We start from the raw sequence: 22,366 nt of genomic DNA, 5'->3' as shown, positions 1-22,366 counted from the left end.
ATGGACATCACCACCGTCACCTCGTACCGCCCCGCCCGCACGCGCGCCGATCTCGCCCTCGCCCCCGGCGAGGCCGTCATCGCGGGCGGCACCTGGATCATGAGTGAGCCGCAGCCCGGCACCACCGGCTTCGTCGACCTCACGACCCTCGACTGGCCCGACCTCGAGATCACCGCCGAGGGCCTGCGCATCGGTGCGACCTGCACCATCGCGCGCCTGCTCGCGTGGGCCGAGCACGAGGCACCCCTCGACTGGACCTCGCTCGCCCTCGCCCGCCCGTCCGCCGACGCGCTTCTCGCCTCGTTCAAGATCTGGAACACCGCGACCGTCGGCGGCAACGTGTGCCAGGCGTTCGCGGCGGGGGCCATGATCGCCCTGCTCTCGACCCTGGATGCCACGGCCCTGGTGTGGACGCCCGACGGCGGCGAGCGCGTGATCGCCGTGGCCGATCTCGTCATCGACAATGCCGCCACCTCGCTCGCACCGGGCGAGGTCGTGCGCGCCCTCGACATTCCCGCGCACGCGCTGCGCTCGCGGGTCGGGCTGCAGAAGATCGCCTTGGCCGAGCTCGGGCGCTCGGGCGCCGTCGTCACGGCCCGCGTCGACCCCGACGGGGCGGCCGTGTTCGTCGTGACCGCCGCGGTGCGTCGACCGCGCGTGCTGCGCTTCGGCCGCCTGCCCGGCGCCGGAGAGCTGCGGGATGCCGTGGCCTCCGCCCCCGATTTCTACACCGACCCGCTCGGCAGCGCCGACTGGCGGCGCGGGGTCAGCGTCGTGCTCGCCGAGCGCCTGCGGACGGCGTTGTCGCGGGATCTGCAGGCGGGTGCCGCGTGAGGGCCCGGGCGTTGCCCGCGCGTCGCGCGACCGTCACGGTTTCGATCGCTCGACGGAGGGGCCGCGCGTGAGATTCGAGGTCAACGGGGCGACGGTCGAGGCCGATCCCCGCCCGGGGCAGAGCGCGCGCACGCTGCTGCGCGAGACGGGCCACGTCGAGGTGAAGAAGGGCTGCGACGCGGGTGACTGCGGCGCCTGTTCGGTGCTGCTCGACGGCGCGCCCACGCACTCGTGCATCGTGCCGGCCGTGCGGTTGGAGGGCCGGTCGATCACGACGGCGGCGGGCCTCGCCCCCGGCGACGACCTCCACCCGGTGCAGGAGGCCCTGGCCGCCGGCTTCGGGTTCCAGTGCGGGTTCTGCACTCCGGGGATGAGTGTCACGGCATCCACGCTCACCCCCGACGACCTCCCCGACCTCGACCGCCGGATGAAGGGCAACCTGTGCCGGTGCACGGGGTACCGTCCGATCCGCGAAGCGATCCGGGCGTCGGTGCTGGGTCCCGTGCGCGAGACGGGTGGGGTCGCCGAGACGCGCGCGTCGCGGTCGACGTGCACGACTCCGGCTGTACCGTCGCCGACCGTGCCGGGATCGCTGGGGCAGCCGCATGCGCAGGACTCGTGCGCCCCCGCGACCGGTGCCGGATCGTGCGCGGGACACGGCGCGACCTCGCCGCGTGACGCCCACGCCGAGCCGGGGGTCGACGCCGCGGCAGGGGGACGCATCGGCACCTCGGTCGTCCCCGAAGCGGCGCGTCGGATCGTGCAGGGCCGCGAACCCTTCACGTTCGACGAGCCCGTGCCGGGCGGCCCGCCGCTGATCCTGCGCGTCGTCACCTCGCCGCACGCCCACGCGCGCGTGCGTTCCATCGACACCGCTGCCGCCCTCGCCGTACCCGGCGTCGTCGCCGTGTTCACCCACGCCGACGTCCCCGACGTGCGCTACTCCACCGGGCGTCACGAGCACCGCACCGACGATCCCGACGACACCCGCATGCTCGACGACGTCGTGCGCCACGTCGGCCAGCGCGTCGTCGCGGTCGTCGCCGAGACGGCGGAAGCAGCGGATGCCGGATGCCGGGCCGTCCGCATCGACTACGACGTCTTGCCCACCGTCTTCGAGCCCGACGAGGCGCGGAGCCCGGGCGCCCCGCTGCTGCACCCCGACCGCACGCCCGCGGAGCGCGTGATGGCGGCCGAACGCAATGTCGTCGCGGGCTTCCACACCGGGCACGGCGGCGACATCGATGCCGCCCTCGCCGCGAGCCACACGACCGTGACCGGCGAATGGAGCTCGTCGCGGGTCACGCACGCCGCGCTCGAGACGCACGGCTCGGTCGGATGGCTCGACGACGAGGGGCGCCTCGTCGTGCGCTCATCGACCCAGGTGCCGTTCCTCGCCCGCAACGAACTCGCGCACATCTTCGGCCTCGAGCCGCACCGCGTGCGCGTCTACGCCACCCGTGTCGGCGGCGGTTTCGGCGGTAAGCAGGAGCTGTTCACCGAAGACCTCACGGCCCTCGCCGTGCTGAGACTCGGCCGGCCCGTCGCGTACGAGTTCTCGCGCACCGACCAGTTCGTGCGGGCGTCCCTCCGGCATCCGATGCGCGTACGCGTGAGCTTGGGGGCGGATGCCGGGGGCACACTCACCGCGATGAAGCTCGACGTGCTGAGCGACACCGGCGCGTACGGCAACCACGCGATCGGCGTGCTGTTCCACTCGTGCGCCGAGTCGACGACGCTGTACCGCGTTCCGGTGAAGTGGATCGACGCCGAGGCCGTGTACACGAACAACCCGCCGTCGGGGGCGTTCCGCGGGTACGGCCTCGGGCAGGTGGTCTTCGCCGTCGAGTCGGCGCTCGACGCGCTCGCGGAGCGGCTCGACATCGACCCGTTCGACCTGCGCCGCATCAACGCGGTGAAGGAGGGCGACCCGCTGCACCCCGACGACGACGAGAAGTACGAGGAAGACCTGATCTGGGGCAGTTACGGCCTCGACCAGTGTCTCGACCTCGCGCAGGACGCCCTGCGTCGAGGCAACGGCGTCGAGGCCCCCGCGGGCTGGGTCGTCGGCGAGGGCATGGCCGCCGCGATGATCGCGACGATGGCCCCGCGCGGGCACATCGCCCACACGACGGCGACGCTACGGCCCGACGGCACCTACCTGCTGCGCGTCGGTACCGCCGAGTTCGGCAACGGCACCTCCACGGTGCACCGCCAGATCGCCGCGACCGTGCTCGACGCCGCTCCCGAGCGCCTCGAGCTGTGGGCCGCCGACACCGACGCGGTGCGCCACGACACGGGCGCCTTCGCCTCGGCCGGAACCGTCGTGGCCGGCAAGGCCCTGCACGGCGCGTGCACCGCGCTCCGCCGTCGCATGATCGCCCTCGCGACCGAGCTCGCGGGCGGGGAGTCCGCCGCGGCCGAGACGATCGACGACGTGGAGTTCACGGCATCCGGGGTCCGCGTCGCGAACGAAATCGTCACGTGGGAGCGGATCATCGCGGCCGCCCCCGCCGACCACGTCGACGCCGAGGGCCTCACGGCCGACGGCGCGGAGTTCGGCGACCTGCGCTCGCTGGCGTTCAACGTGCACGCCGTGCGGGTGGCCGTCGACCCCGAGACGGGCACGGTGGCCGTGCTGCAGTCGATCCAGGCCGCCGACGCGGGCGTGGTCATCAACCCGGCGCAGTGCCGCGGGCAGATCGAGGGCGGCGCCGCCCAGGCCCTGGGCGGCGCGCTCTACGAAGAGGTGCTGCTCGAGGACGGCGTCGTGCAGAACCCGGTGTTCCGCACGTACCGCGTACCGCAGTTCGCCGACGTGCCCGACACCGAGGTGTACTTCGCCGAGACCGACGACAGCCTGGGGCCGTTCGGGGCCAAGTCGATGAGCGAATCGCCCTACAACCCGGTCGGCGCCGCCGTCGGCAACGCGGTCTCGCGCGCCCTGGGACGCCGGGGGTACGAGCTGCCGTTCTCGCGTGACCGGGTGTGGAGGTTGGCCGGCGGGGCCTGAGCCGGGCCGGATGCGGCGTGTCCCACTTCGTGCGACTCACGCCCCCGGAACCTGCACGAAGTGGGACACGGGGGCTCGCCGTTAGGGCAGGGTCAGCGTGGCGCGCTTGCGGGGTTCGGGGCGCGCATTGTGCAGTGGGGCGTCCCCCCACTGCACCGTTGCCGCCCCATTTCAGGCGTGGCTCCTCGGCTCGCCGCCGCCGCGTCCGGCGGTCAGAGCGGCGTCGCTCCGCCCCGCACGACGATGCCGCCGGATGCCGGGACGTCGACCTTCAACACGCTCGGCCGGCCGATGTGCCGCCCCTGCCGCACCGTGAAGCCGAACGGAGCGGGAACGCCGACGCGGTCGCGCAGATACGCCCCCAGCGAGGCGGCGGCGGAGCCGGTGGCGGGGTCTTCGGTGATGTCGCCGACGGGGAAGAGGTTGCGAGCCTCGGCGACCAGGCCGTCGGCGAGGCCGCCCTCGACGTGCACCACGATGGCGGTGCCCTTCCATCCGCGTTCGTCGAGGAGTTCCCGCATCGCACCGGGATCGAAGGTGAACGTGTCGAACACCTCGCGCGCGGTCACGGCGACGACCGGGTGCAGGTTGCCGGCGAAGGACTGCGCCAGCGGCATCCGCTCGTCGAGGTCGTCGCGGGTGAGGCCCATCAGGCCGAGCAGGCGGTCGGCCACCTCGGGCTCCAGATCGATGACCCGCGGCTCGACGCTGGTGAACCCGGCGACCAGGGCGCCCTCGGCGTCGCGCTCGGTGACCACGTCGACCGCGCCCGCGGCGGTGTCGAAGACGTAGCTGCCGACGCCCTCGATCTCGGCGAGCGCGACCGCCGTCGCGATGGTGGCGTGGCCGCAGAAGGGTACCTCGTCGTCGGGCGAGAAGTACCGCACGGCGACGCGGTCGCCCTCGCGCGCGGTCACGAACGCCGTCTCGGGGTGGCCGAGGTCAGCCGCGATGCGCTGCATCTGCGCGTCGCCGAGGGAGGTCGCGTCCAGGACGACACCCGCGGGGTTGCCGCCCCCGGGTTCGGCCGCGAAGGCGAGCAACTGCAGGATGCCGGGGGTGTCGGTCATGCCACGATTCTCGTGCAGGACCGGCGATCGTCCGACAGCCAATCCGGAGTGAGTGGATCGGTCGCCGCACTCCGGGGACGCCGCACGTCGGGTGACGTTCGCCGCGCACGCGATCGCCGTACCGCCTCAGCGGGGCTCCACCCCCAGGTGCAGCACCGCCTCGGCGAGCGCGCGGATCCCCACCGCCACGTCGCCGCCCGCGACCGCCTCGTCGGGGTGGTGGCTGATGCCGTCGGGATTGCGCAGGAACAGCATGCCGACGTCGGTGATGGCGCCGATCGCCATGGCGTCGTGCCCCGCGCGGCTGAAGAGGGTGGGGGCCTCGCCGCCGATGCCCGCGCGCACGACGTCCTGCAGCAGCGGGGCACAGAACACCGCGGGCGCACTGTGCACCTCGCGGGCGCTCCACCGCAGGCCGCGGCGGCCCATGATGGCATCCAATTCGGCCGAGATCGCGTTCCACGTGTCGTCGCGGGTGGAGTCGAACTCACCGCGCAGGTCGAGCGAGAGGTGCGCCTCACCGGGCACGACGTTCACCGCGCCGGGGAACGCCTCGAGCTGTCCGACGGTGCCGACGATGTGGTGCTCGCCGCGGCAGATCCGCTCGACAGCGAGAGCTGCCTCGCTCGCGCCCAGCAGGGCGTCACGGCGCAGGTCGTAGGGTGTGCCGCCCGCGTGCCGCGCCTCGCCCTCGACGACGAGCTGGAAGCGCCTGGCCGACGCGATCGACGACACCGCGGCGAGCGCCTGCCCGGCGCGGTGGAGTTCGGGTCCCTGCTCGATGTGGGCTTCGAGGTAGGCGACGAGGTGGTCGGGCTCGCGGGCGGCCTCGCCGATACGGCCGGGGTCGAGACCGAAGTCGCGGAACGCGTCGCGCAGAGTGACGCCGTCGGCATCGGTCAGCTCCCACCACGAGGCATCCCACTGGCCGGCCACCGCCGAAGACCCCAGCAGCGCCTTGCCGAAGCGCGTGCCCTCCTCGTCGGAGAACGCGACGACCTCGAGAGCGAACGGGAAGGGACTGGATGCCACGCCCTCATCGTCGATGCGCCGCACGAGCCGCACGACCTCGAGGGCCATCAGCACACCGACGATGCCGTCGAAACGGCCGGCGTCGGGCACGGTGTCGAGGTGCGAGCCCATCAACAGCGCCGGCGCGTCGGACGCCCCCGCGGGAGCGAGTCGGCCGACCTGGTTGCCCGCCGCGTCCTGTCGCGTCGTCATGCCGAGCTCGCGCATCCACTCGGCCGCGAGACGGTTGACGCGAGCGTGCTCGGGCGAGAGGTAGACGCGCGTGATGCTGCCGGGCGTCGCGGTGATGCGCGCCAGTTCTTCGCACCGCCCCATGACGCGCCGGGCGGCCGCGTCGATGTGCGCGGGATCGACGGCGAGGCGCGTGGCGGCGGTCACGATCGCTCCCCGCGCGAACGAGGGCCGCGGCGACCGCGGCCGACCACGTCGGCCGCACCGGGAACGAGAGCGCGGCTCACGCCACCGCCCCCGCGTACACGCCCTGCGCCGCCTCGACACCGCCGCCCGCGGGCACCGCTGCCCCGTGTCGACGCAGCACCGCCTCGAGGGCGGCGAGGGTGGTGAGCACCGCATCGGTACGGGCGTTGTAGCCCATGGTGCCGATGCGCCAGACGCGCCCGTGCAGCGGGCCGAACGACGTGCCGATCTCGATGCCGAAGTCGCTCAGCAGCTCCGACCGCACCGCGTCGCCGACCACGCCCTCGGGGATCTCGACCGCGACGACGTTCGTCATCTTGTGCGCGACGTCGCCGAACACCGTCAGGCCGAGGCCCTCGACGCCGGCGAGCATCGCGTCGCCGTGCAAGGCGTGCCGGTCGATCACGGCATCCCGGCCCTCGACGAGAAGCACCCGCGCGCACTCCCGCGCGCCGTAGAGCATCGTCGTCGCCTCGGTGTGGTGATTCAGGCGCCGCGGGCCCCAGTAGTCGAGGATCATCGCCAGGTCGAAGTAGTTCGAGCGGATGAAGTCGGAGGCCACGGCATCGCCCTCCTCGCGGATCCCGGCTTCGACGCGCGCGCGGGACCGCACGATCTCGACCGCGCGATCGGACAGGCTGAGCGGCGCCGACCCCGAGGGGCCCCCGAGGCATTTCTGCAGGCCGGCGGTGGCGGCATCCAGCCCCCAGACATCCATCTCGAAGGCGTTGCCGCCGAGCGAAGCGGTCGCATCGGTGTAGAAGAGGGCGCCGTGGGCTCGGCAGATCTCGCCGATCTCGTCGAGGGGCTGCAGCATGGTCGTCGAGGTGTCGCCCTGCACGCAGGCCACCAGGTGCGGCTTCACCCGCTCGATCGCCTCGCGGATCGTCGAGACCGGGAACACCTGCCCCCACGGCACCTCGATCGTGTGCACCTCGGCCAGCGCGCGCTCGGCGATCTCGGCGAGCAGGTGGCCGAAGCGCCCGAACACGGGCACCAGCACCCGGTCCCCGGGACGGATCAGCGAGATCATCGCGGCCTCGATGCCCGCGCGGCTCGTGCCGTCGATGAGCACGGTGGCGTCGTTGTCGGTGCCCCAGACCTGCCGATACAGATCCTGCGTCTCGGTCATGGTCGCGGTCATGAAGGGGTCGTACTGGCCCACGAGCGGCGCACCCATTGCGCGCAGCACGCTGGGGTAGGCCGAGATGGGCCCGGGGCCCATCAGCAGACGCGCGGGCGGGTCGATCGGGCCGGGGATCTGGGTATTCACGAGGTCTCCATGGTGCGGGAGCGGGAGGGACGGGGGCGGCGGCCGAGGCCGAGGGAGGCACAGCGGGAGCGGGAGGGGCCGGGGCGGAGGGACGCGCCGTGCAGAACTCCTGAGTTTTCGACGGCGCTCGTGGTTCGCGCCCCGTCGTCATGGGGTCGGGTGCCGCACACGACGCGTTTTCTCAGGAGTTTCGCACGGGAGGGCTCGCCGTCCCGGAACCGCATCCGCAGCCTCACGACGTGCCCACGCCCGCGCCCACCAGGGCGGCGAGCCGACGCGCGAGGCGCACGAGGGCGATGTCGGTGCCGGCGCGCGAGACCAGGCACACGCCGACCGGCGCCGGACCGGCCGACGTCGGCAGCGTCAGCAACGGCACCGAGACGGCGGGGAGCCCCGCCACCGCCGCCGGGGCCGTCATGCGCAACGTCGCGGCGCGGACGGCCTCGACGTCGGCCGTCCGCAGCGGAGCGGGGCCCGGCACCGTGGGGAAGATCAGCACGGCGTCGCCGACCAGCTCGGTGAGGTGCTCGGCGAGGGGCTCGAGGTCGGCGCGGGCTCCCGCCTCCGCCTCGGGCGTGATGCGCGAGGCGATCTCGAAACGTTCGGCCACGGCCGGGCCGACGGCGCCGGGATGCGCGCGCAGCCAGTCGCCGTCGTTGCGCCACGCCTCGGCGCCCTGCACCGTGCGGAACGCCGTGAACGTGGCATCGAGATCGCCCGTGTGCACGGCCCGGAACGGGGGCGGATCATCGGATGCCGCGAGCGCGGCCAACAGACGCGAGAACGCCGCGCGGGTGGCGGGTTCGACGTGGTCGAGGATCTCTTCGGGCACGAGGAAGCGCCACGGCAGGTCGGCACCCGAAGCTCCGTAGACGTTCTCGGTCGAGTCGGAGCCGTCGTAACTGAGGCACCAGTCGGCCACCTTCTGCAGCGTCGCACCGTCGCGGGTGAGCCAGCCGACGGTGTCGAAGGACTGCGCGAGCGGCAGCATGCCCTGGCGGGGAACGAGGTCGTGGGTCGTGCGCAGACCCCACAGGCCCTGGTACGACGCCGGCACACGGATGGAACCCGCGGTGTCGGTGGCGAGGCCGATGTCGGCGTGTCCCGAGGCGACCGCCGATGCCGGTCCGCTCGACGATCCCCCCGGGAGCGCGCCGACGACGGCGCCGTTGGGCGGGGTGCCGTAGTGCGCGTTGTCTCCGGCGATCGAGTAGGCGAACTCGTCGGTGCGGGCGATCCCGCGAAGCGACGCACCGCCCCGCAGCAGGTCGGCGACCGCGGGAGCCGTGGCCTTCTCGGGGCGCGCCTCTTCGAGGAAGGTCGGGTTTCCGGCGCCGATGCGGAACCCGGCGATCGCGAAGAGGTCTTTGACCGCGACCGTGAGCCCCGCCAGCGGCCCCTCCCACGCGCCCTGCAAGAACGGATCGCCGACGCTGCGCCAGATCGTGCGGTCGAGCGCCGGGGTACGCGGGGTGACATGCGCGGCGGTGATGAGCCAGCGTCCGTCGATCCGCTGCCACACCTGCGTCTGCAGGCCGCGCCCACCGCCGACGAAGCGCGAGACCGACATCAGCAGGGCGGCGTCGCCGTCGGTGCTCTCCCCCTCGGTCGCGGACGAGAGCGGCCGGTAGTGGATCTCGGCGATGTCGCGAGGGGGGACGCCGCCGCGAAGCGAGCGGAAACCGCTGATCGCGTCGTGACCGATCAGGAGCCCCGCCGTATCACCGCGGAGGGTGTCGGGGCCGGGCGCGAAGAACGCGTCGAGGGCGTCGAGGTCGTTCGCGACGATCGCGCGCTCGTACGCGTCGAAGGCCGCACGGAGGTCGGCGGGGAGAGGCGGGGCGCCGGCGGCTCCGGGCGCGGTCTCGGTCGGGCGAGTGGCCGGGACGGCGGCTCCGGGCGCGGTCTCGGCCGTCCGGGCGGCGGGCGCGGTGCCGGTATCGCCGGTTCCGGTGGCCGGGTTGCTGGCATCCGTCATCGTGCGACCCCGTGCCCTCTGTCGTCGCGCCCGTCGAGTGTCCGAGACACGCCGTTCCGGGGCGGTGCCTCACGGCGTGTGGTGGACACTCGACCCTCCGCGGGCTCGAGGGTGGGGTCGAGGGCGGGCTGGAGGGCGGACTCGACGCGGGCGAGTGCGGCGGCCAGTGCGGGGGTCATGCGGTGCCTCCGTCGGGGATGGGGCGGGATGCCAGGGGCTCGGGCTCGACGGCCGGGACACCCGCGAAGTCGGCCTCGCGGATGCGCGCGTGCACGCCCGAGACGATGTCGACCACCTGCGAGATGTCGAAGTCGGTTGCCGCGCTCAGGTAGGCGTAGCCCAGGTGCTCGTCCATGCCCCAGCGGCCGCGCAGGAGTGCGAGCGACGAGCGCACGCAGGCGCGCATGGCCGCATCGAGGTCGGGATCCATCCCCGTCGGCACGAGATAGTCGGGCGTGCGCACGAGGGGACCTGCAACCTCGCCGAACGCTGCGCGGGCCGCGATCGCGGGAATCACCTCGAAGCGCAGCGTGGCACGCAGCGATGCCTCGAGCGCGGTGAGCGCGACCTCGCCGTCGCCCTGAGCGAAGTGCGGGTCGCCGACGTACGCGAGCGCCCCCTCGACCTGCACGGGGAGGTAGAGGATCGTCCCCTCGACGAGGAGGTTGATGTCGATGTTGCCGCCGTGCGTGCCCGGCGGCACCGAGTGGGGTCGGTCGGAACCTGCGACGGCGACCCCCATCGTGCCGAGGAACGGCGCGAGGGGGAACGCGACGACCGGGTCGCCGCCCTCGACGACGGGGAGCGTGCCATGCAGGATGCCGTCGCGTTCGGCGACGGCGGCGAAGACGCTGACGTTGTGCTCGCCGCGCGGCAGCTCGCCCACGAGCGCACCCTTGCCGTGGCGGTTCGAGATGACGCCGTAGGGCACCCGCGGAACGAGCGTCTCGACGGTGATCTTGAGCAGGTCGCCGGGGTGCGCATCGCGCACGTGCACGGGACCGACGACGACGTGGGGTCCGTCGGCCATCGCATCGCGCGAGACGGATGCCGCGATCTCGACGGCGTCGTCGAGCACCTGCTCCCGCGGAACCCCGTGTGCCGCGAAGTAGGCGGCCGGGTCTTTGCCCTGGTCGTCGAGGATGCCCTCGTGGCTGACGGTGTCGAACGTGACGCTGGCACCCGACGCGATCTCGAGCACGGCGGTGTCGCCCGCGCACGGCAGGCGCCCCCACAGCACGGTGTCGGGGGTGGCGCGGAGGTAGTGATCGCCAGGCACGGCACCGACGCCGGGCTGGAGGATCGGCACCGGCGACGCGGCACCGGGCACGGTCGCCTCGACAGGCTCAGGGACTTCGGCCTGAACCCTGGCCCCGGCGTAGGCCCCGGCCGCAGCACGGGTCGCGGCGGGGACCCCGGCCGCGGGGGCGCTCACGCCTCCACCGCCGCGGGGGTGTGCAGGATCTCGCGGCCCTCACGCTCGGTCACGGCGGCACCGCGGCGGTACACCGACTCGCCGCGCAGCCAGGTCTCGCGTACGACGCCGGTGAGGGTCTTGCCGTGCCACGGCGTCACGGGGTTGCGGTACTCCAGCGCCGCGGCATCGACCACGAAGGTCTCGTCGGGAGCGAAGGCGACGAGGTGAGCCGGCGCTCCCGGTTCGATGACGCCGAGCCCCTCGAGGCCCGCGATACGCGCGGGGCCCGTCGTGAACAACGGCAGGAGGCTCTCGAAGGCCAGCCCGCGCTCGCGGGCGGTGGTGTGCACAGCCGACAGGCCGGTCTGCAGCCCCGCGATGCCGCCCCAGGCGAGGCCGAAGTCGGGATTGCCCTTCAGCTCGACGGTGGACGGCGAATGGTCGCTGACGATCGCGTCGATGGTGCCGTCGATGACCCCCGCCCACAGCAGGTCGCGATTGGCGCCGCCGCGGATCGGCGGGCAGCACTTGAACGCCCCCGCACCGTCGGGAACGTCTTCGGCCTCGAGGGTCAGGTAGTGCGGACACGTCTCGACCGTGAGGCGCACGCCCTCGGCCTTCGCCGCCCGCACGTCGTCGAGCGCGCCCCCGTCGGAGACGTGCACGATGTGCGCGCGGGCGCCCGTGCGGCGTGCGGCGTCGATCACCCGGCGGATCGCGGCCCGTTCGCTGAGCGGGGGGCGACTGGCCTCGAAGTCGCTGTAGCGGGGTCCGAGTGCGCCATCGGGGTGCAGGTGCGCGGGGTCTTCGGCGTGCACGATGAGCAGGCCGTCGAACTCGGCGAGTTCGGCGAGGCACCGCTCGAGCTGGTCGGTGTCGAGGTGTCCGAACTCGTCGATGCCGCTCGGCGACAGGAAGCACTTGAACCCGACGACGCCGGCCTCGGAGAGCGTGCGCAGCGTTCCGAGGTTCTCGGGGACGGCGCCGCCCCAGTACGCCACGTCGACGGCGAGCTTTCCCGCCGCGGCTCGGCGCTTGGCATCCAGAGCTTCGGGGGTGGTGGTGACGGGCAGGCTGTTCAGCGGCATGTCGACCACCGTCGTGACCCCACCGGCCGCCGCGGCGGCGGTGCCCGTCGCGAACCCCTCCCACTCGGTGCGGCCCGGTTCGTCGAGATGCACGTGCGAGTCGACGAGCCCGGGCAGCAGCACCGCGTCGCCGGGCAGCACGGTGGCGGCAGCGGCGTCGAAGGGCTCGACGGCGGTGATCACGCCGTCGTCGATCACGACGGTGGCGGGGCTGAAGGCGCCGTCGAGGTAGACCCGTCGGGCGGCGATCCGTGTGCTCATGTCGTTCACGCTAGGCGCCCCGCATTTCCTGAATGTAACCGTCATCAACATTCATGCGAAAACTGCGAGATCGCCCGCGTGGGGAGAAGGGGCGCGGACCGACCCCGCCGCGCCGCCCGCCGCCATACCGGGGCGCTCGCCGTGCACCGGGGCGTCCACCGACCGCCCCGGTGCACGAAACGCGCCCCGTTCGCGGCCGCCCGCGCCATCCGACACCCCCGCGGGGCGGGGCTCCCGCGGCGGCCGCGCGTACTCGTCGCGCTTGCTGGTTCGAAGCCCCATGCGCACCATCCCGGATGCCATGCCCACAGCCGCCGCGACCCCGTCGACGACCGGCACCCCGATGCGCGCCGTGAGCTCGGCGCAGAGATCGGCCATGCCGGCGCAGCCGAGCACGATGACGTCGGCGCCGGCGGCCGCGGCGCGCGCCCCGTACCGCTCGATGGTCGTGACCGCCTCGGATCCCGTGTCCTCGAGGTCGAGCACTGGGATGCCGGTCGCCGCCAGCGACACGCAGGCGCGCTCCATGCCGTACCGGGCGACGAGGTCTTCGGCACGGCCCAGCGTGCGGCTGAGTGTGGTCACGACCCCGAAATGCCGACCCGACACCGCCGCCAGGTGCATCGCCGCCTCGGCGATGCCGACCACCGGGACTTCTACGATCTCGCGCGCCGCGTCGAGGCCCGGGTCGCCGAAGCACGCGATGACGTACGCGTCGGCCGGGTCGTGGCCGTCGCGATCGGCCGCGATCGCCTCGACGACGGCCGCCGCCGCCGCGATCTCGTCGATGTGGCTCTCGATCGCCTCGGCTCCGGTGGCGGGGCACACGGCCTCGATGAGCACGTCGGGTCCCGCCACCTCCCGGGCGGCGTCGGCGATCTTCTCGGTCATCGCCCGGGAGGTGTTGGGGTTGATCAGCAGGATCCTCACGCGAGCGCCTCGCGGGAGGGTCCGGCGGTCGGTCGCCGGAGCGCTGACGCGGGGGTCGCGGCATCCGGAACCTCGTTCGCGAGCACCGGCGCCGAGTCCGGCGCGGCCGCAGCGTTCTGCGCGAGCACCACACCCGACGCCGAGGCTGCGGTCCCGGCATCCTGAACCGTCTGCGCGAGCACCGGAGCCTCGGATGCCGCGACCTCGGCGACCGCGTCGACGGTGCCGTCGGAGATGCCCTCCGTCTCGCCCTCGAACGTCGGGATGCGGGGGTCGCGGCGCTCGAACAGCAGGAACAGCACGTAGCCCAGGCCGCAGCCGATGAACCAGCTGTAGTCGCTGATCCACGAGACGTTGAAGAGGGCCAGATCGGAGAACAGCTTCGGGAAGATCGCGATCGCGACCGTCGGAACACCCGCGGCGATGACCGCCTTGACCGCGTTCGGGTTGAAGCCGTTGCGGTACCAATAGGGGCCGGCGGTGTCCATCGTGAACATCGCGTCGACCTTCACGCGCTGACGGGCGGCGATGTAGTACCCGGCGATCAGGATGCCGAAGAGCGGGCCGATCAGCGCCCCCAGCACGCCGAGCGAGTAGTGGATGGCGTCGGCGTTGGAGTACCAGTTCCAGGGCATGAGGAACGTCGAACCGACGGCGGCGATCATGCCGCCCGCGCGCCACGAGATCTTCTTCGGGGCGACGTTGGAGAAGTCGAACGCGGGCGAGATGAAGTTGGCGACGATGTTGATGCCCACCGTGGCGGTGACGAAGGTCAGGCCGCCGAGGAGGATCGCGAAGGGGGTGTCGATGCGCTCGACCGTCGCGATCGGGTCGGTGATGAGCGAGCCGAACACCGGCACGGTCGCCGAGGCGGTGATGACGGTCAGCAGCGAGAAGAAGAGGAAGTTGATCGGCAGACCCCAGAAGTTGCCCTTCTTCACCGCGGCGAAGTTCTTGCCGTAGCGGGCGAAGTCGCCGAAGTTCAGCATCGGGCCCGAGAAGTACGACACCACGAGCGCGACCGCGGCGAACATCACGGGGATCGAGGCCCAGAAGTCGAGCTGGGTCGTCGAGAGGGTGAACGAGATGTTCTGGATGCCGGCCTGCGACACGAGGTAGACGGCGAGCACGATCATCACAAGGTAGACCGCCGGTCCCGCCCAGTCGATGAAGCGGCGGATGACCTCCATGCCGTTCCAGAACAGCAGGAACTGCGCCGTCCACAGAATGGCGTACGAGATCCAGCCCAGGGCCGACAACCCCGCGAACGACACGTCGAGCAGGGCCGCGGAACCGGGGATGAACTTCAGGAACACGATGTTCAGCGACTCGGCCGCGAGGAACGTCTGCACGCCGTACCAGGCGATGGCGATGAGGCCGCGGATGATCGCGGGGATGTTCGCGCCCCGGATGCCGAACACCACGCGGTTGATCACGGGGTAGGGCACGCCCGTCTTCTGGCTGGGCTTGGCGACCAGGTTGGCGAAGATCTGCACGATGACGATGCCGGCGATCAGCGCCACCAGCACCTGCCACGACTGCAGCCCGAGCGCGAAGAGCGAGCCCGCGGTGACGTAGCCGCCGACGGAGTGCACGTCGCTCATCCAGAACGCGAAGATGTTGTAGCTCGACCACTTCTGCTTTCGCAGCGGGGCGAGATCCTCGTTGGCGAGTCGGTCGTCGTAGTGCGGCTTCATGTTGCCCCCGCCGTGGGGGTGGCCAGCGGCCTCCACGAGATCGTGGGGACCGGTGAGCGGCGTCGTGGTCATGTCATTCCTCTCAGGACGATGGATGCCACGACGTGGAGTCCGCGGCCGGAGTGGAGCTCTAATGTGAAGTTATGGGTTCACATCGTGCGCTGGGTTTCACTCGTGTAACAGACATGTGAAGTCAGGTCTTCACGAGCGAGGCGTCCTTAGACTCGGGGCATGACGCAGCCCGCCGCCATTGACGACGCCCGCGCCACGCCCACCGCCGCCCGCACCGACGTCGCGACCACGACGGACGCGGGAGTACCCGCCGAGGCATCCGTCGGCGGACGCATCCGCGACCTGCGCCAGTCCCGCGGCATCTCCGCACGCGCCCTCGCGAAGACCCTCGGCATCTCCCCCAGCGCCGTCTCGCAGATCGAGCGGGGAGTGATGCAGCCGAGCGTCTCGCGCCTCATCGCCATCACCGACGCCCTCGGGGTTCCGCTCGTGGCGGCCTTCGACCCGGCATCCGACCGCCCCCTCGAACCCGCCGGCCCCTCGGGATTCACGCTGCAGCGCGCGGGGCAGACGCCCGACATCGTGCTCGACAGCGGGGTGTCGTTCCGCCGCCTCACCCCCGGTTCGTCACCGGGCATCGACTACTTCGAATCGATCTACCCGCCCGGAGCCGCCGCCCACGGCGCCGACGGCCTCTTCCATCACGAGGGGTACGAGGTCGGCACGGTCGTGGCGGGCGAGCTCACCATCGACTTCGAGGCCGAGCGCGTGATCCTGCGCGCCGGCGACGCGATCAGCTACCCCTGCTCGGTCCCCCACCGCCTGCACAACACCGGCGACGCGGATGCCGTGGCGCACTGGCTGATCGTGCACGGCTGAGTCCGCCGCGCGGCCGGGCGCGGCCGGGCGCAACCGGGTCGCGGCCGGGTGGGGTCCGGGGCGCGATGCGTGCACCGGGGCGGTCGTTGCGCGCCCCGGTGCACGGAACGCGCCCCGCAGCGGCGCGTCCGGCCCGCCTCCGCCACCGGAATGTTCCCCACAGCAACATCGCCGACACATCGCGCCACAGCCCCGTAACGCAGCACCCCTAACCTGGCCGACATGCACCTGCACGACTTCCATGCCCTCGACGACGCGGATGCCACGGCGGTCGTCCGCGTCTGGGCCGACGTGCCCGGCTGGGTCGACGCCGTCGTCGACGGCCGCCCGTACGCGAGCGTCGACGCCCTCGCCGCCTACGCCGCAGACCTCGCCGCCGCCTGGTCGCCCGCCGACCTCGAGGCCGCCCTGCACGCCCACCCCCGCATCGGGGCGAACGTCTCCGGCGACGGCGCCGAGGCCGCGGCATCCCGTCGCGAACAGGGCTCGATGGCCGCCGCCGCCGATGACGACGTCGCCGCGATCGCCGCCGGCAACGCCGCGTACGAGCAGCGCTTCGGCCGCGTCTTCCTCATCCGCGCCGCCGGCCGCACCCCGGGCGAGCTGCGCGCCGAACTCGAGCGCCGCCTCGGCAACGACCCCGACGGCGAGACCATCGAAGCCACGCGCCAACTCGCCGAGATCGCCCTGCTGCGCCTGCGCACGACCTTCGCCGACGACGCCCCCGCCGAACCGGAGGCCGCCGAATGAGCCACCTCACCACCCACATCCTGGATGCCACGGCGGGCACCCCCGCCGCGGGCGTCGCCGTGACGCTGGCCCATCTCGACGGCGCGACGATCGACGCGGCCGAGACCGACGCCGACGGCCGCCTCGCCCTCGGGCCCGACCGCCTCGACGACGGCGACTACAGCCTGACCTTCGCCACCGGGGCGTACTTCCGCGCCCAGGGTGTCGCGTCGTTCCACCCCGTGGCGAGCGTCGCGTTCACCGTCGCGGGCGACGCGCACCTGCACGTGCCGCTGCTGTTGAGCCCGTTCGCCTACTCGACCTACCGCGGCAGCTGAGGAGCGTCATGAAGGTCATCGTCATCGGCGCCGGCGTCGGCGGCACCTCGGCCGCCCTCGCCCTGCAGAAGCTCGGCCACGACGTCGTCGTCTACGACCGCATGCGCGAGAACCGTCCGGTCGGAGCAGCCCTGTCGCTGTGGTCCAACGGCGTCAAGGTGCTCAACTGGCTCGGCCTCGGACCCCAGGTCGCCGCCCTCGGCGGGCAGATGGACGACATGGCCTACTACGACGGCCACACCGGAGACGAGCTCTGCCGCTTCAGCCTCGCCCCCGTCACCACCCAGACCGGTCAGCGTCCGTACCCGGTCGCGCGCGCCGACCTGCAGCAGCTGATGATGGATGCCGTGGGCCCGGCGAACATCCGCCTCGGCCGTCAACTGGTCGGGGTGTCCGACGACGGCGAGACGGTGACGGCCACGTTCGCCGACGGGACCACCGACACCGCCGACCTGCTCATCGGCGCCGACGGGGCGCGCTCGATCGTGCGGGACTACGTCACCGAGCCCACCGGCATCCGCCCCGAACGCTCGTACTCGGGCTACGTCAACTACAACGGCCTCGTCGCCGCCGATGAGCGCATCGGGCCCCTCGACCAGTGGACGACCTACGTCGGCGACGGCAAACGGTGCGCCGTCATGCCCGTCGCCGGCGACCGCTTCTACTTCTTCGTCGATGTGCCCGGGCCTTCGGGCGTGGTCGAAGACCGCATGTCGGCTCTCGAGGCCGCGTTCGGCTCGTGGGGCGCCCCCGGGGTGCGCGCGCTCCTCGACGGCATCGACGCCGACGAGTCCCTGAACCGCGTGGAGATCTGGGACATCGACCCGTTCGACACCTGGGTGCGCGGTCGCGTGGCCATCCTCGGCGACGCGGCGCACAACACCGCCCCCGACATCGGTCAGGGCGCCTGCTCTGCCCTGGAAGACAGCTTCGCCCTGGGCATCGTGTTCGCGACCTCGACCCTCGGCGTGGAGGACGCGTTGAAGCGGTACGAGCGCATCCGCACCGAGCGGGCGGGCGACCTGGTGCTGCGCGCCCGCAGGCGCGCCCACGAGACGCACGCCTTCGACATCGACGCGACCCAGGCCTGGTACGACGGCCTGCGCCGTGAGGACGGCACGGGCGTCATCCGCGGCATCGTCGGCAACATCGAGGGCAGCCCGGTAGAACTCGGGGCGAGCGTGCTGGGCTGAGCCTCGCCGCGACCTCGTCCCGCTTTCGGCTGTCTAGGAGTCGCGCAGGCAGCCGTTTCGGGGACACGGTCCACCAATAGCGGGACGTCGATTCGCCGCCGACGCCCGCGACCTCGTCCCACTTTCGGCGGCCTGGGAGCCGCGCAGGCAGCCACTTCTGGGACACGGTCCGCCAAAAGCGGGACACGGTCCGCGCGGACGCGACGCGAAGCCGAGCCGCGCGTGTGACCTCGCGTGACGGCGGGACGGGGACGAGCGCGGAGGGCCGTGGCACCGTGGGACCGACGCACACCGACCCCGCACTGCCTTCGGGAGGCACCATGTCCGAGTACTTCGACCGCACCGCCGACAAGACCTACACCAAGGTCTACAAGGCCGAGACGCCCGACATCCTCGCCGCGTTCGCCGCCTTCGACCAGGCCGTCTTCGCTCCCGAGGGGCGCGCGATCCCGCTGAAGTACCGCGAGCTGATCGCGCTGGCGGTGGGCATCACGACGCAGTGCGTGTACTGCATCGACGGGCACTCGCAGAACGCCGTGAAGGCCGGCGCGACAGAGGCCGAGCTCGCCGAGGCGGCGTGGGTCGCCACCGCCATCCGCGCCGGCGGCGGCTACGCGCACGGACGCCTGGCGTTCAAACTCGCCGACGACGCCCGCCCCGACCACCAGCACTGACCCGCGCCGTGGCCGACGTATCCCCCCTCGAGGCCGAAGCGCTCGAGTTCATCCGCGCCCTGATCCGCATCGACAGCGTCAACACGGGTGAGGCCGCGACCATCGGCGACGGCGAGACCCGGGCCGCGCTGTTCGTGCAGGAGCAGCTGCGCGACGCCGGATACGACACGACGCTGGTCGAGCCGGTGCCGGGACGCGCGAGCGTGATCGCGCGTCTGGCGGGGTCGGATCCGGATGCCGGAGCCCTCGTCGCCCACGCCCATCTCGACGTCGTGCCCGTCGAGGCCGAGAACTGGACGCACCCGCCCTTCGGGGCCGAGATCCACGACGGTGTCCTGTACGGCCGAGGGGCCGTCGACATGAAGAACTTCGCCGGGATGCTGCTCGCGATCGCCCGCGCCTTCCGCCGCGACGGCATCGTGCCGCGGCGCGACCTGATCTTCGCCTTCTTCGCCGACGAAGAGGCCGGGGGCGTCTGGGGCGCACGGTGGATCGTCGACAACCGCCCCGAGCTGTTCGCCGGAGCGACCGAAGCGCTCAGCGAAGTGGGCGGCTTCTCGCTGCCGCTGCCCGACGACCGCCGCGCCTACCTCGTCGCCACCGCCGAGAAGGGCGTCACCTGGGCCACCCTCACCGCGCGCGGCCACGCGGCCCACGGCTCTCGGCCCACCGCCGACAACGCCATCGTGCGGCTGTCGCGGGCGGTCGCCGCCGTCGGCGCGCACCGCTTCCCCCTCGTGCGCACGGCCACCCTCGAGCGTTTCCTCGAGGTCTACGGACGTGCCAGCGGTCGTCCCTTCGACGGCGCCGACCTCGACGACGATCTCGAGCGGCTGGGTTTCGCCGCCTCGCTGATCGGCGCGAGCACCCGCTCGACGGCCTCGCCCACCGTGCTCGAGGCGGGCACGAAGACGAACGTCATCCCCTCGTCGGCCTCGGCGCGCCTCGACATCCGCGTGCTGCCCGGGCAGGACGACGCCCTGCGCGACGAGCTCACGGCGCTCGTCGGACCCGACATCGAGATCGCGTGGGGACGCGCGGTGCACGCGATCGAGTCGCCCGTCGACGCGCGGCTCGTCGACGTGCTGCAGGACGCCATCACCGCGGAGGACCCCGAGGGCACGGTCGTGCCGTACCTGCTGCCGGCCAGCACCGACAACAAGCACCTCGCGCACCTCGGCATCCGGGGCTACGGTTTCGTGCCGTTGCGGGTGCCCGCCGACTTCGACGTGTTCGGGCAGTTCCACGCCGCCGACGAGTGCGTGCCCGTCGACGCCCTGCACTTCGGCACGCGGGTGACGGCTCGGATCCTGCGGGAGGCGTGAGGCCGGGCTGGCGGCCGCGAGTCGCCGCAGCGCCCCCGCTGCGGCGGGCCGAACTCCTGATGCACCGGGTGCCGAGGCCGACTCCGTCGCGGAACGACGCACCGCGCGCTTCGCCGCCGTCGCGATCCTCAGGAGTTCGGCCCGCACCGGCCCGGTAATCCAGCCCGCCCCCGGCCTGTCCCCGCCGTACCTCGACGAGCCGTCACGCGCCAGCCTGTTACCCCGCGTGGCGCGGGGTTGCGGTGCGTATCGGGGCATTGCGGCGTGTGAAACCGCGCCGCACGCGCCCTCCGACCCCGTCATAGCGTTTCGGTCACCCACCGGCGTCCCCGCCGGTCCGGAGTCCGAGGAGCACCCATGACCACCACCGCGCCGGCGTCTGCCGCCCGCCCGATCGCCGAGCCCGCCGGCGCGCCCGCCGCCGCCCGCATCGACCTCGGCACGATTGCCGTCGTCCCCACGCGTCACTGGTGGCGCTGGATCTTCAGCGCGCTGCTGGTGTTCGTCGTCGCGCAGTTCGCGTGGAGCCTCGTCACGAACGACCGCTACATGTGGGACACCTTCGCGCAGTACTTCTTCTCGGAGCCCGTGCTCATCGGCATCGGTTACACGCTCTCGCTCACCGCCGTCTCGACGGTCGTGGGGTTCACGCTCGGCACGGTCCTCGCCCTCGGCCGCCTGTCGGCGTCGCCGCTGCTCAACGCCGCGGCGTGGGGCTACATCTGGTTCTTCCGCTCGGTGCCCCTGGTGGTGCAGATCATCGTCTGGTACAACCTCGGCTATCTGTACCCGACGCTGGGCCTGGGTACCCCGTTCACCACCGACTTCTGGATCGTGGAGTTCCCGACGGTGCAGCTGGTCAGTGCGTTCGCGGCGGCGATCCTGGGGCTGGGTCTTCATCAGGCGGCCTACTCGGCCGAGATCATCCGCGGCGGTCTGGTCTCGGTCGACCCGGGTCAGCACGAGGCGGCGGCGGCGCTGGGCATCCCGGCATCGCGTCGACTGTTCCGCATCATCCTCCCGCAGGCCATGCGCTCGATCGTGCCCAACGCCACGAACGAGGTGATCGGTCTGGTGAAGGGCGCGTCGGTGGTCTTCGTGATCGCCATCCCCGAGCTCTTCTACGCGGTTCAGGTCATCTACAACCGCAACAGTCGGGTGATCCCGCTGCTGCTGGTGGCGGTGGTCTGGTACACGCTCATCACGACGATCCTCAGCGTCGCCCAGTACTACATCGAGCGCCACTACGCCCGGGGCGCGGCTCGGGCCCTGCCGCCGACCCCGGTGCAGCGGGCGCGCACCTGGGCCGGCGTCCAGTGGGCGCGCCTCGGCGACACCCCAGCGCCGCCGGGGCGAACGGATGCCACCGAGCCCGCCGCGACGTCGACGGGGGGCCGCGCATGACCGCCGTCACCGCGACGCGCGGGCTCGTCGAGATCCATAACGTCCACAAGAGCTTCCACGGCGTCGAAGTGCTCAACGGCATCGACCTCACGGTCCAGCCCGGCGAGGTCGTGGCGCTGCTCGGACCCAGCGGTTCCGGCAAGTCGACGCTGCTGCGCACGATCAACCACCTCGAGACGGTGGATGCCGGCTCGATCACGGTCGACGGCGAGTTCATCGGCTACGAGCTGCGCCACGGCAGGCTGCACGAGTTGCACGAGCGCGAGGTGCTGCAGCGGCGGACGCGGGTGGGGATCGTGTTCCAGAACTTCCACCTCTTCCCCCACCTCACCGCGCTCGAGAACATCACCGAGGCGCCCCTGGCCCTGAAGCGGTTGGGGAGAGACGAGGCGCGCACGCTCGCCCGGGCTCTGCTCGACCGGGTCGGTCTGACCGACAAGGCCGACGCCTACCCGCGGCAGCTCTCGGGCGGCCAGCAGCAGCGCGTCGCGATCGCGCGGGCGCTGGCCCTCACACCTCAGGTGCTGCTCTTCGACGAACCCACGAGCGCGCTCGATCCGGAACTCGTCGGGGAGGTGCTCGACGTGATCCGCGACCTGGCGAAGCTCGGCACCACGCTGGTGATCGTCACGCACGAGATCGGCTTCGCCCGCGAGGTCGCCGATCGCGTCGTGTTCCTCGACCAGGGACGCATCGTCGAGCAGGGCACACCCGACGAGGTGCTGGAGCACCCGCAGCACCCGCGCACGCGGGAGTTCCTGGCCAAAGTCCTCGGCTGAACCCGGGCCCCGCCCCCCCCCCC

The 22,366-nt window shown here is 72.4% G+C and carries 18 protein-coding genes; 10 read left to right on the top strand and 8 right to left on the bottom strand.

Annotation, left to right across the window (positions count from 1 at the left end):
• Together IFU19_RS15275 and IFU19_RS17100 are read left to right on the top strand one after the other, a co-directional pair.
• Entirely contained in the window at positions 1-834 is an 834-nt protein-coding gene (locus tag IFU19_RS15275; protein ID WP_192212127.1) for an FAD binding domain-containing protein, read from the top strand.
• A gap of 67 nt (positions 835-901) precedes the next feature.
• A complete protein-coding gene (locus IFU19_RS17100) occupies positions 902-3,847 on the top strand; it encodes a molybdopterin cofactor-binding domain-containing protein (RefSeq protein WP_192212126.1) in 2,946 nt (981 codons plus the stop codon).
• Positions 3,848-4,059: 212 nt separating this feature from the next.
• Here IFU19_RS17100 and IFU19_RS15265 read toward each other — a convergent pair whose 3' ends face one another.
• From IFU19_RS15265 to IFU19_RS15230, 8 genes are all read right to left on the bottom strand, one after another.
• Positions 4,060-4,917, bottom strand: a complete 858-nt coding sequence (locus IFU19_RS15265) for a PhzF family phenazine biosynthesis protein (protein ID WP_192212125.1) — start codon at positions 4,915-4,917, stop codon at positions 4,060-4,062.
• 126 nt (positions 4,918-5,043) lie between these two features.
• Positions 5,044-6,327 (bottom strand): allantoate amidohydrolase, encoded by a 1,284-nt coding sequence (locus IFU19_RS15260; protein WP_192212124.1) that lies wholly within the window; start codon positions 6,325-6,327, stop codon positions 5,044-5,046.
• A 76-nt stretch (positions 6,328-6,403) separates the two neighbouring features.
• A complete protein-coding gene (locus IFU19_RS15255) occupies positions 6,404-7,591 on the bottom strand; it encodes a pyridoxal-phosphate-dependent aminotransferase family protein (RefSeq protein WP_192212166.1) in 1,188 nt (395 codons plus the stop codon).
• A 280-nt stretch (positions 7,592-7,871) separates the two neighbouring features.
• Positions 7,872-9,617: an AtzH-like domain-containing protein gene (locus IFU19_RS15250; RefSeq protein ID WP_199858831.1), complete on the bottom strand. Its 1,746-nt coding sequence runs from the start codon at positions 9,615-9,617 to the stop codon at positions 7,872-7,874.
• Positions 9,618-9,792: 175 nt separating this feature from the next.
• Positions 9,793-10,947: an acetamidase/formamidase family protein gene (locus tag IFU19_RS15245; RefSeq protein WP_192212164.1), complete on the bottom strand. Its 1,155-nt coding sequence runs from the start codon at positions 10,945-10,947 to the stop codon at positions 9,793-9,795.
• A 101-nt stretch (positions 10,948-11,048) separates the two neighbouring features.
• A complete protein-coding gene (allB, locus tag IFU19_RS15240) occupies positions 11,049-12,383 on the bottom strand; it encodes an allantoinase AllB (RefSeq protein ID WP_192212123.1) in 1,335 nt (444 codons plus the stop codon).
• Between the two features lie 51 nt (positions 12,384-12,434).
• Positions 12,435-13,313, bottom strand: coding sequence for an aspartate/glutamate racemase family protein (locus IFU19_RS15235; RefSeq protein WP_342343440.1), 879 nt, complete (start codon positions 13,311-13,313; stop codon positions 12,435-12,437).
• Positions 13,310-15,082, bottom strand: coding sequence for an NCS1 family nucleobase:cation symporter-1 (locus IFU19_RS15230; RefSeq protein WP_192212122.1), 1,773 nt, complete (start codon positions 15,080-15,082; stop codon positions 13,310-13,312). The genes IFU19_RS15235 and IFU19_RS15230 overlap by 4 nt, the downstream gene beginning before the upstream one ends.
• Before the next feature lie 159 nt (positions 15,083-15,241).
• On the opposite strand from IFU19_RS15230, the gene IFU19_RS15225 reads away from it, so the two are divergent.
• From IFU19_RS15225 to IFU19_RS15190, 8 genes are all read left to right on the top strand, one after another.
• Positions 15,242-15,901: a helix-turn-helix domain-containing protein gene (locus tag IFU19_RS15225; RefSeq protein WP_249405523.1), complete on the top strand. Its 660-nt coding sequence runs from the start codon at positions 15,242-15,244 to the stop codon at positions 15,899-15,901.
• A 222-nt stretch (positions 15,902-16,123) separates the two neighbouring features.
• Positions 16,124-16,651, top strand: coding sequence for a 2-oxo-4-hydroxy-4-carboxy-5-ureidoimidazoline decarboxylase (gene uraD, locus IFU19_RS15220; protein ID WP_055832038.1), 528 nt, complete (start codon positions 16,124-16,126; stop codon positions 16,649-16,651).
• Entirely contained in the window at positions 16,648-16,968 is a 321-nt protein-coding gene (gene uraH / locus IFU19_RS15215) for a hydroxyisourate hydrolase (RefSeq protein ID WP_192212121.1), read from the top strand. Before uraD ends, uraH begins: the two co-directional genes overlap by 4 nt.
• 8 nt (positions 16,969-16,976) lie before the next feature.
• A complete protein-coding gene (gene hpxO, locus IFU19_RS15210; protein ID WP_192212120.1) occupies positions 16,977-18,161 on the top strand; it encodes an FAD-dependent urate hydroxylase HpxO in 1,185 nt (394 codons plus the stop codon).
• A 320-nt stretch (positions 18,162-18,481) separates the two neighbouring features.
• Positions 18,482-18,835, top strand: a complete 354-nt coding sequence (locus tag IFU19_RS15205) for a carboxymuconolactone decarboxylase family protein (RefSeq protein ID WP_055935442.1) — start codon at positions 18,482-18,484, stop codon at positions 18,833-18,835.
• Between the two features lie 8 nt (positions 18,836-18,843).
• Entirely contained in the window at positions 18,844-20,160 is a 1,317-nt protein-coding gene (locus IFU19_RS15200) for a M20/M25/M40 family metallo-hydrolase (protein WP_191916218.1), read from the top strand.
• A 357-nt stretch (positions 20,161-20,517) separates the two neighbouring features.
• Positions 20,518-21,564, top strand: coding sequence for an amino acid ABC transporter permease (locus IFU19_RS15195; RefSeq protein ID WP_192212119.1), 1,047 nt, complete (start codon positions 20,518-20,520; stop codon positions 21,562-21,564).
• Positions 21,561-22,343 carry an amino acid ABC transporter ATP-binding protein gene (locus tag IFU19_RS15190; RefSeq protein WP_192212118.1) on the top strand — a complete coding sequence of 261 codons (783 nt, stop codon included), beginning with the start codon at positions 21,561-21,563 and terminating at the stop codon, positions 22,341-22,343. Before IFU19_RS15195 ends, IFU19_RS15190 begins: the two co-directional genes overlap by 4 nt.
• The last annotated feature ends 23 nt before the right edge of the window (positions 22,344-22,366 follow it).

The organism is Microbacterium sp. CFBP 8794 (genome assembly GCF_014841235.1).
Lineage (GTDB): Bacteria > Actinomycetota > Actinomycetes > Actinomycetales > Microbacteriaceae > Microbacterium.
Note: the sequence above shows the minus strand (reverse complement) of the source record. Positions and strands in the feature narration are given on the sequence as shown.